The sequence below is a fragment of the Pirellulales bacterium genome, from assembly GCA_035533075.1.
GTDB lineage: Bacteria > Planctomycetota > Planctomycetia > Pirellulales > JAICIG01 > DASSFG01.
This window is the reverse complement of sequence record DATLUO010000090.1, coordinates 1-10,655: the sequence shown is the minus strand read 5'-3', so window position 1 is coordinate 10,655 and position 10,655 is coordinate 1. Positions and strand designations below refer to the sequence as shown.

General features: G+C 64.4%; 6 protein-coding genes. 4 read left to right on the top strand and 2 right to left on the bottom strand.

What is annotated here, in order from left to right; genetic code table 11:
* Both VNH11_12120 and VNH11_12115 read left to right on the top strand, forming a co-directional pair.
* A partial coding sequence (locus VNH11_12120; protein ID HVA47104.1) for a DUF1553 domain-containing protein occupies positions 1–2,004 on the top strand: 2,004 nt, incomplete at its 5' end.
* A gap of 103 nt (positions 2,005–2,107) precedes the next feature.
* Complete coding sequence (locus VNH11_12115; GenBank protein ID HVA47103.1) at positions 2,108–2,530, top strand: response regulator; 423 nt, start codon at positions 2,108–2,110, stop codon at positions 2,528–2,530.
* Between the two features lie 63 nt (positions 2,531–2,593).
* On the opposite strand, the gene VNH11_12110 is transcribed toward VNH11_12115, so the two are convergent.
* The gene (locus VNH11_12110; GenBank protein ID HVA47102.1) at positions 2,594–4,108 is read right to left on the bottom strand and encodes a sigma-54 dependent transcriptional regulator; all 1,515 of its coding nucleotides are present in this window, start codon (positions 4,106–4,108) and stop codon (positions 2,594–2,596) included.
* Between the two features lie 601 nt (positions 4,109–4,709).
* On the opposite strand from VNH11_12110, the gene VNH11_12105 reads away from it, so the two are divergent.
* Complete coding sequence (locus tag VNH11_12105) at positions 4,710–5,048, top strand: P-II family nitrogen regulator (protein ID HVA47101.1); 339 nt, start codon at positions 4,710–4,712, stop codon at positions 5,046–5,048.
* 24 nt (positions 5,049–5,072) lie between these two features.
* On the opposite strand, the gene VNH11_12100 is transcribed toward VNH11_12105, so the two are convergent.
* Positions 5,073–9,044, bottom strand: a complete 3,972-nt coding sequence (locus VNH11_12100; protein HVA47100.1) for a DUF4214 domain-containing protein — start codon at positions 9,042–9,044, stop codon at positions 5,073–5,075.
* 303 nt (positions 9,045–9,347) lie between these two features.
* On the opposite strand from VNH11_12100, the gene VNH11_12095 reads away from it, so the two are divergent.
* On the top strand, positions 9,348–10,247 hold the full coding sequence (locus VNH11_12095; GenBank protein HVA47099.1) for a dihydrodipicolinate synthase family protein: 900 nt from the start codon (positions 9,348–9,350) through the stop codon (positions 10,245–10,247).
* Positions 10,248–10,655 lie beyond the last annotated feature (408 nt).

Sequence of the window (10,655 nt, the reverse complement as noted above, 5' to 3'; positions counted from 1 at the left end):
GCCGTACGCCAGGCATCCTCCGACAACACGTCGCCGTTGCATCCGTGGGCGACGCTGGCTGCCAAGCCTGTGCCGGCCGGCGCCGCGCTGCGGACATCTTCGGTGGCTGGGGCAGAAGCTGGCCGAGATGACCAGCGCGTGAACTATAATTTGCCGCCCAACGCCAGCGTGGTTGTCGACTACGGCCAACTTCCGGCCAGCGACTGGCGGCAAGACGGTTTTGCCTTCGGCTCCAGGCCAGTCAGACTCGGCGACCTTTCCTTCGGCGCCAGCGGCGAGCGGCCGATCACCCGCGTGTGGGACCGTGCCGCCGCCGTGAGCGATCCGTTCTGGGACGCGGCGTCGCTGGCCGCCGGGGTGGAACGCGAGCCAGGCCGCTTGTCGTGGTTGCAGTCGGGCCGCATGCTCCGCACGCCCAGCTTCACGCTCAGCAGCGGCAAATTGTTCTACCTGGTCAGCGGCTCGGGGTACGCGTATGCCGCGGTCCATTCGCACCGCATGAACAACGGGCCGCTGCACGGATCGCTGGTCCGCGAGTGGCAGTCGGGCGATCGCTTCCGATGGATCGAGCACAATTTGTCGGCCTATCGCGGCGAGCGCGTCCACGTGGAATTCAGTCCGCGGCAGCCCGGCGAAACCGGGCCCGACGCTTCGCCGATCTTGGCCATTGCCCAAATCGTCGAAAGCGACCAGCCGCCGCACGCCGCCAATCTGTCGCCGGTCGCCGTCTTGGCGATTTCCGATGCCGACTTGGCCACGCCCGAGGTCTTGGCCGCCGCTTATCAGCGACGATTCACGATCGCGGCCGAGCAGCTCGCCCAGGCGGGTCCTGGTGCGCCGGGACTCGCCTGGGCGGCGCTGGCCGACTGGCTGGTCCGCCGGATGGACCTGTTCGTACCCGCCGATAGCGACGCACTTCGTGCCTTGATCGCCGCCGCCACACCGTTTGTCGCCGAACAAGCCAAGTTGGCCGCCGCCCTGCCAAGGCAAGTCCACACCGCGCCGGCCATGTTGGACGGCAACGGCGTCGATGAGCGCGTGATGCTGCGCGGCAATTCCAAGACGCCCGGCGAAATCGTCGCCCGCCGCTACCTGGAGGCGCTAGGCGGCACCGAGCAGCCCGCACTCACACCGGGCAGCGGCCGGCTGGCGCTGGCCCGGCAAATGACCGGTCCCTCTCGGCCGCAGGCGGCGCGGGTCATCGTCAACCGCGTTTGGCAGCACCTCTTCGGCCGCGGCATCGTGACCTCGGTCGATAACTTCGGCGTGTTAGGAGAGAGGCCGACGCACCCGGAATTGCTCGATCAGCTTGCCCGTGAGTTCATGGATGACGGCTGGTCGGTCAAACGGTTGATTCGCCGCCTGACACTCACCGCCACCTATCAACTGTCAAGCCGGCCAAGCGAGGCGGCACGGCAAGTCGATCCGCTCAACCTGCTGCTGTCGCACGCCTCGGTGAAGCGGATGGAAGGCGAGGCGATTCGCGACAATATCCTGGCAGTATCGGGCCGGCTCGACCGGCGGATGTTCGGACCCAGCGTGCCGGTCTTTTTGAGCGAGTTCGTGGAAGGCCGCGGACGGCCGCCCAGCGGTCCAGTCGACGGCGACGGCCGGCGGAGCATCTATCTGAGCGTGCGGCGAAACTTTCTCAGCACGTTCTTCCTGGCCTTCGACTATCCGGTGCCGTTTACGGCCGTCGGCCGGCGCAGCGTGTCGAACGTACCCGCTCAGGCGTTGACACTGTTGAACAGCCCGTTTGTGGCGGGCGAAGCCCGGCGGTGGGCCGAAAGCGTCATCCGTGGCTCGCCGCCAACCACCCCGCGGCTCGGCGCGCTCTACCTGGCCGCATTCGGCCGCCCTCCCAGCGACGCCGAATGCCGGCAGGCCGTCGCCTTCATCGCTTCGCAAAGCAAGGGCTATGCCGGCGGCGAGGCCGAACTTCGGGCCTGGGCCGACCTGTGCCACGTGTTGTTGAACGGCAAGGAGTTTCTCTTCGTCGAATAACGTCCGGCACAATGATTGCACCCTGGGCTGGGGCGTTGCCGGGGCAGCCGTTTGTCAGCGACTGCGAAGGCGGCCATTCCAGAGTCATGGGGGGAGGGGTGATGTGCGTATCTTAATTGTCGACGACGAACGGGAACTGGCCGAAATGCTGGCTCGGCGGCTGGCGCTCGACGGGCACGAAGTTCACGTTTGCACCGATGGCTGGACGGCCATCCAGATGGCCAGCTTGGTCGAGCCCGATGCGATTCTGACTGACTTGGCGATGCCCGGCATGGACGGCTGGCAGTTGGCCACGCGGCTGCGCGAGGCACTGCAGCCGAAACATCCGCTACTCATAGCGATTTCGGCCTTTCAGGGCGACGGCGACTATGTTCGGTCGCGCACGGCGGGCATCGACTTTCATCTTGGCAAGCCCCGTTACTTCGAGCAACTCCGGCAGATACTCGACCGCTACGCCGCCAGCGACCACGAATTGGAGCTGCCAGCGGCCAGCGGCGAACCGAGCGACGCCGTGCCGCTGTCTTGAGTCGGTGGGCCGGACAAACACAGTACGGCGCCACCTCGCCGCGAACGAGAGCGCATCCGGCCCCTACCCGACTGAGGCGGCGTGCGAAGCCGGCTCGTCTTCTTCCGCGTCATCGTCAACGCTGACCACCTGGTCGATGGTAATCTTCAGCGTGCGGATTTTGTTGCGCAGGCTGCCCCGTGTGATGCCGAGCATCTTGGCCGCCTGCGACTGGTTGCCGCCGGTGTGGTTGAGCACGCGCGTGAACAGGTACTTCTCAAGCTGGGCCAGCGAATCGGCGTAGATGCCTTCGGCCCCTTGCTCCAACGACTCGTCGATAAAGTGTTCGAGCTGCCGCAGTCCGCTGCCGTTGCGCCGCGGGCCCATTTCCGCGATCGGCTTGCGGGCGTGCTTGACTTCGTCGGGCAAGAAGTCGGCCATCAACACTTCGCCCGTGGCTTGCAACAGCGATTGCCGGATGACGCTCTGCAGCTCGCGCACGTTGCCGGGCCAAGGATATCTCAGCAGCAGTTCCAGCGCATCGGGCGAAATGCCCTGCACGTCCTTGTTCAAACTCTGGCAGAACCGGGCCAGAAAGTGTTCCAGCAACAGCACGATGTCGTTGCCGCGCTCACTCAAAGGCGGCAGCTTGATCGTGTAGCCGTTGAGCCGGTAGTAAAGATCGGCCCGAAAATCGCCGTCGTCGACCATCTTCTCCAGGTCGCGGTTCGTAGCCGCCAGAATCCGCACGTCGGTCCGGATCGTCTCGCTGCCGCCGACCCGCTCGAACCGCTGCTCTTGCAGCAGCCGCAGCAGCTTGCTCTGCACCAGCGGACTCAGGTCGCCGATCTCGTCCAAAAACAGCGTTCCGCCCGAACACTGTTCGAAGCGGCCGATGCGCTTGCTCTCGGCGCCGGTGAACGAGCCCCGCTCGTGGCCGAACAGCTCGCTTTCCAGCAAAGTGTCGGGCACGGCCGCCATGTTGATGGCCAGGAACCGGCCCGACGACCGCGGACTGTGTGTATAGATGGCCCGCGCCACCAACTCTTTGCCCGTGCCGCTCCCGCCGCGAATCAACACCGTCACGTCGTGCGGCGCCACGCGGCCGATGGCCTTATAGACTTCTTGCATGGCGGGGCAGCGGCCAATGAAGGCGTCAGCCGCGTCGGTCTGTTCGCCGGCCGGTTCGGGCATGTGGACGGGCACACGCATGGCGTGCCGAATCTCCAACGCCCGTAGCACCAGGGCCCGCAGTTGCACATAGTCGAGCGGCTTGAGCAGGTAGTCGTAAGCCCCCAGCTTCATGGCCTCGATGGCCGTATCGCTCGTTCCCCCGGCGGTGATGAAGATCACGGGCACCTTGGGGTCGTGCCGGTAAATCTGCTCGATCGTTTCCAGCCCCGACTGGTCGGGGAGCATGATGTCGAGAACCACCACGTCGGGGTGCGAAGCGGCCAACGCTTCCAGCCCCTCGGCCGCGGTATTGGCCGTCAGCAGCCGCAGATCGGCTTCCTTGAAAACCTGCTTCAGGACGTGCAGCACCGACCGATCGTCGTCGATGATGAGTACGGACGGAACAGGCGTCTTCCCAGTGTGCATATTGAGTCGTCTTTCGCGTTTGCCGAAACCCGAGACCCCCTGTCAAACATGAGCCGCTTCAGCCGCGATTGAAACAGGATCGTTGCGCAAACAAAAACCCCGAGTGCCAACGCCGGCACGCAGGGGGCTCTCATGGCTGATGAACTTGAACGCACCACCAGTGTAGAAGCGGCACGAGCGAGTGTCAATCAACTCAGGACGCAAGAGCAATGGCAGGTTGCACTTCCGTGGTTCCGGGCGGTTGGACCCTTTTGAGCGGCCCGCGGGCGCGGAGGCGTGGGCGCGACGTCGTCTCTGTAGGGAACGGACTCCGTGCCGTTCCGCGCGCACCGAACGATCGTTCATCGGCGTTCGGCGGAACGGCACGGAGTCCGTTCCCTACAGAGATATCGCGGACCCCTTGCGCAACTACGTTCCCGCACCCTCCAACCCGCAAGCGACCAACCGACCGATCCCGCTTTACTAAGAAGCAAATACCAGTTAGTCTGGAAGAATCTTGAAGTGCGTGAAACCGGGTTCCGACCTGCGTTTGGCGGCGCGTCCTTCGTTGTCAGCGGCCAGCATGCCGGACGCGGTTCTTTACTGAAACTGGAGAGCGTAGATGAAAAAGATTGAGGCCATCATTCGGCACTTCAAGCTCGAAGACGTCAAGAACGCCTTGAGCGAGCAGGGGATTCAGGGTATGACCATCACCGAGGTGCGCGGCTTCGGCCGGCAGAAGGGCCACACCGAGATGTACCGCGGCACCGAGTACGCGGTCGATTTCGTGCCCAAGGTCAAGTTGGAGGTGGCCGTGCCGAATTCGGGCGTGCAGAAAGCCATCGACACGATCATGCGGGCCGCCCAGACCGGCCAAATCGGCGACGGCAAAATCTTCGTCGTCAGCTTGGACGAAACCGTCCGCATTCGCACCGGCGAAACCGGCGAAGAAGCCATTTAACGCGGTGTACTCCCGGACGAACGGTTACGGCAGGAACGTCTGGCCGGCGTCGAAGTATTGGCCGGTTTCCAGCATGTTGCGGATCACGGTCTGATAAGGCGTCTGCGAGGCCAGCTCGTTGAAGAACAGATCCTGGGCGTTCGCTGTCAGATTGCCCTGGAAGTAAAGCTGGTTCCAGCCTCCGACCGTCAGGTCGTCCAACGCCGAGCCGGTCGAATTGTTCAACAACAGCTGCTCGGCTTCCGTTGATCCGAGGAAGGCATCGACCGCCACATACGGCGCAACCTGACCTGAATCGAGCAGCTCGACCCAGAACGACTCACCCAGCGGGTCGAAGGAGCGGCCCAAAATATCTTGATAGAGACCGTCGACGAAGCCTTTGGTGCTGCCGCCGTGACGCAGCTCGTATTCCGGGGCCGTGATGACTTCGGCCATGACGAGCTGCTCGCTGATGCCCGCCGCAAGCTGACCGACGAAGAACTGCAGTCCGTTCGGGTCGGCCAGCCGGAACAGGAAGTTCTCGTAAACCATTTCGACGAAATGTGTCTGGTACTCGTTCGAGCCGAGGATCGCCTGCACCATGAAGTCTTGCTGCAGGACCGGATTGGAGCCTGCGGACAAGAACGAAAGCCAGTACGCTTCACCGCCGGCGTCGGGAGTGCGGTCCAGCAGCTCCCGAAACACGTTGCCGATGAAGGTCGCGTCGGTGCCGTCGCCGGGCTGGCCGGGCAAATAAGCGACCACGCCCGAACCACCGCCGGCAACGGTGACGGTGGCCGTGGCCGTGGGGTTGCTATTGCTGTCCGGCGAAGTCGTGGTGACGACGGCCGTGTCGCTGAGCGTGCCCGCCGACGTGGTGGCGACCGTGATCGTGATGGTGACGCTCTGTTGCGAGGTCAGCAGTCCCACGTCGGCCGTGACCGTGCCGCCGCCGGCTTCGATCGTTCCGCGATTGGTGGTTTCGGAAACGAGCGTGACGCCGGCCGGCAACGCATCCGAGATGACCACGCTGTCGGCGTCGCCCGTGCCCGTGTTGCTGACGGTCACGGTATAGGTGAGTTCTTGCCCTGCCAAGGGATTCGATGACGAAGGCAAGTTGCTGACCGTGAGGTTGGCTTCACCACCGCCTCCACCGCCGCCGCCGGCAACAAGGATGCTGGCCTGCGCGCTGCTGTTGCTCGGATTGACGACGCCGGAATCAGTCGTTACCACGGCCGTGCTCTGCACGATGCCGGTCACGTCGGGCGTGATAAACAAGGTCACGGTCGCGGTGCTGCCGCCCGCCAGCGTGTCTAGATCGGCCGTGACGAAGCCATCGGTAACGGTGACGGCGCCGACGGTCGAGCTGCCCGACGTGTAATGTTGGCCGGCGGGGAGCAGTTCGGTGACCACGACGTTGCCGGCCGAATTGCCGCCGGAGTTCGTCACGGCGATTGTGTACTTCACGATCCCGCCGGCGGCGACGGTAGTGGGCGCAGCGGTGTTGGTGATGGCCAGCGTGGCGGCCGAGGCCGGAACCGCGGCCACGGAGGCCGTATCGGTGGCGCTGTTGTTCGCCGGATTCGGGTCGCTGGTGGTGGAGGTCACCGAGGCGGAATCGCTCAGCGTGCCGGCCTGCGTGGGCATGACGACGATGGTCAAGGTGGCCGTCTGACCCGCGGCCAAGTTGCCGAGGTCGTCGGTCACCGAGCCGCCCGACTCGCTGACGCTGCCGGCCAACGTGGCGCTGCTGCCGGAACCGATGCTCGACGCGGCCGAGACGAAGGTCACGTTCGCCGGCAGGGGGTCGGCGATCGCCACGCCCGCCGCGGTGTTGCTGGCATCGGTGTTGGTGACCGTGACGGTGTAGGTGAGGGCCTGCCCCGGCACGAGCGCCCCGTTGTCGGTCGCATGGGCCAGCGTGAGGGCCAGGTCGGCGCTTCCTCCGCCTCCGCCCCCACCGCCGCCGGTTCCCGTCCCCGAGGTATCGGTGGCTGAAATCGTAGCCGGATTCACGACCCCGGAGTCGGTGGTCGCCGTGGCGGTGTTGCTGACGGTGCCGTTTTGTGTCACATCGACGACGATCTGCAGGGTCTCTGTCTGGCCTGGAGCAAGGCTCCCGATGTCGTCCGTCACGAGGCCGTTCGACTCGCCGATCGTTCCCAGCGTGGCGCTGCTGGAGAGGTAGCTTTCCGCGGCAGGCAGCATGTCGCTAAGCACGACGTTGCTGGCCGAATTGGCGGCGCTTTGGTTCTTGACGGTGATGGTGTAGGTGAGCCGCTCTCCGGCGCTCACCGCGGCGCCGTTCGCGGAGTCGGTTTTGGTGACGACCAGGTCGGCGGCCGTGGAGGGCGGCAGCGTGCCGCTGACCGCCGTGTTTTGCGAAATGTTATCGCTCGTGGTCACGCCGCTGTCGCTGGTGGCGATGGACGTGTTGGTCAACGTGGTTGCGACGTTGGGCGTCACCACGAGCGTGAGCGTAACGCTTTTGCCGCCGTCCAGGTTGCCGATCGCGTCGATCACCGAGCCGTTCAGGTAGCTGAGCGTGCCGGTGGCGGCGCCGCTCGAGGTCGTGCCCGAAGCCGACGCGGCGGAGACGAACGTCATGGCCGGCGGCAGTGGACCGGTAAGCGCCACATTATGGGCGATCGCCGAACTTTGGTTCGTGACCGTGATGGTGTAGGTCAGTGCCTGGCCAACGTAGGCCGAAGTCGCCGACGGTGTGGTGGTGACCTCCAGATGGACGGCGCCGCTGCCGGTGGTGGGCGTCAGTGTGTTGCTAGTCGATATGGCACTTGAGACGTCGTTGAGCCCCGAATCGGTAGTCGCCTCCACTTGATTGGAAAACGCGGCGGTGCTCGTCGGCGTCATAACGAGCGTGATGGTGGCGCTGGCGCTTTGCGCCAGACTGCCGAGATTGGCGCTGATGAATTGGTCGCCGGCGCCGTGAATCTGCACGCCGCCCTGGCTGGTGGTCGCTTGCAGATAGTCGACGCCCGCGGGGATTTGCTCCCACAGCTTCAGGTTCGAGGCGGTGTTTGCCCCATTGTTCGTGACGGTGATCGTGTAGGTGCCGGCCTGACCGACGACGAGCGAGCCGGGCGAACTGGTGTTTACCGAGAGATCCGCCGTGTTCGCCCCCGAAGTGCTGTTGACGGTCGTGTTCTCGGTCTGCTGATTGTTCGCCAGGTTGCCGTCGCCGTTGATGTCGGTGGCGAAGTCCGAGGCCGTCAGCGAGCCGCTTACGGTGGGCATCACGTCAATGGTGACGGTTTCGTTCTCTCCCGGCGCCAGGTCGCCCAGCGAGGCCGTCAGCACGCCGTTGTCGTCGCTGGCGCTGCCCGCGGTCGGCCCCGTTACCGCGGCCGACAAGAACACGACGCCGGCGGGCAACTGCGTCGTCAACAGCGCGCCGGGGGCCGAGTTGGTCGTCGAATCGTTGACGACGGTGAAGGAATACTGCAAGTCGTTGCCGGGCAGGGCCTGGGCCGGCGTGGAGCTGCCCGATACGGCCAGATCGGCGCCCAGCGACGCGACGGTGGCGGTGGTCGTGCTGGTGGCCGTCTCGGTGGTGGCATTCGAAGCCGCGACGGACACTTGGTTGCTGAGCGTGCCGGCTCCGCTGGCCGTCATTTGCACGTCGACTGTCACCGTGTGGCCCGGCGCCAAGGTGCCAAGCTGGGCCGTGACGACGCCGCCCGACTCGCTGATGGTTCCCAACGAGGTCGATTCGGCGACGAAGTCGACGCCGGCCGGCAGGGTGTCGGTGAATTTGACGCTCGTCGCCGAGTTTGTGCCGACGTTGCTGACCTGGTAAGTATCGTCGAGGAGTTGTCCGTCGACGACGGTGTTTTGAACGACGCCTGATTGGGCCACTTGCAACTGGGCCGTCAGCAGCGCCCGCGATTCAAGCGTTTCGGGCGCGGCCAAAACGGCCCCGCGTCGGTGCCGTTTTTGCCGCCTGCCCGGCTGCAATCTGCGGCCTGGAAAACAGCGTTCGAGCCAGATAAATCGCATCGTGGGGTTCCGAAGGTCCGATCACGCGACGCCGCGACGAAAAGGGATTTGAGAGCGCAGTTGAAGCGCTCGATTCCATTTTGTTTGGTATTCCGCCGGCGTCAACGGAAATCGGGCCTTTCTTCGGTCCTGTCACGGTGCGATGAGAGCCTGCAGCACCGAGAGCACCTGACTGGCGGTCTTGGCATCGAGGCGGCATCCGGTCGCGCACTCCGTCCAGCGGCTTCTAACCGGCGTTCCGGCAGCGTAGAATGATCGCGTCAACAGCCTGCTTCGAACAATAACTTCAGCACGATCCGCACTATGAACGTCACCTGGCAAGGCGTATTTCCCGCGGCGACGACGCAATTCCAATCCGATGGCGCGCTCGATATTGCCGCCACCCTAAAACACCTCGATGCGCTGATCGAGGCGGGCGTAGACGGCCTGATCATGCTGGGAACGGTAGGCGAGAACTGCTCGCTGGAGTCCGGCGAAAAGGTCGAGCTGCTGGCCGCCACGGTCAAACACGTCGCCGGCCGGGTGCCCGTGCTCAGCGGCGTGGCGGAATGCACGACGGCGCTCGCCTGCCGCTTTGCCGAGCAGGCCCAGCGCGCCGGCGCGGATGGCCTGATGGTTTTGCCGGCGATGATCTACAAGGCCGACCGCGGTGAGACGATCGTCCACTTCCGCGCGGTGGCGAAGGCGACGGGCCTGCCGATCATGTGTTACAACAATCCGGTCAGTTACGGTATCGACATGCCGCCGGACGTGTTTCGCGAGTTGGCCGACGAGCCGACCCTGGTGGCCATCAAGGAGTCGTCGGAAAACCCGCGGCGGATCACCGATCTCGTCAACGCCTGCGGCGACCGCTACCTTCTTTTCTGCGGCGTCGATGATTTGGTGTTCGAGAGCGTGCTGTTGGGCGCGGTTGGCTGGGTGTCGGGCTTCGTAAACGCCTTTCCGCGGGAGAACCGTTTGCTTTGGGATCTGCTGCAAGCCGGGCGGCTCGATGACGCCCGCCGCGTCTACCGCTGGTACACGCCCGTGTTGCACCTCGACACGTGTCCCAAGGTGGTTCAATACATCAAGCTGGTTTCGGCCGAATGCGGTTATGGCAGCGAAGTCGTCCGCCCGCCACGGTTGCCGCTCGTCGGCGAAGAGCGCGAACGGATCTTGGTGATCGTCCGCCAGGCAAAGGAAACGCGACCAAAGTGGTCGTAGGGTGGGACCAGCGAGCTTGCGAGCCCCGGCCCACCGATTCGAGGCGTCAGGCATCAGGTTTCAGGCGTCAGGCATCACTACAAACACCCTGATGCCTGATGCCTGATGCCTGACGCCTGACCACCGTGGGCCGGCGCTCGTCCGGGCGCGCCGGGGCTGGCCCCACCTTACCTAAGTTCAAGTTTCGCGGTTTTCGCGAGGCAGTTTCGGTCAAATTGAAATCGGCCTCCATGCCAAAAACGGGTAAACCTGTGGTGCATCAAACATCCCAGGCAACCCGCGGCAAGGAGGCCGAACATGCAAGTTACTTCATCTTTCGTCACGTTGCTATCCGAGTTCCAATGCACCTTCACCGCCCCCAGCTATTTGATTTTCATCGACCTGATGAGCGGCTGGGTGCTCTCGCAT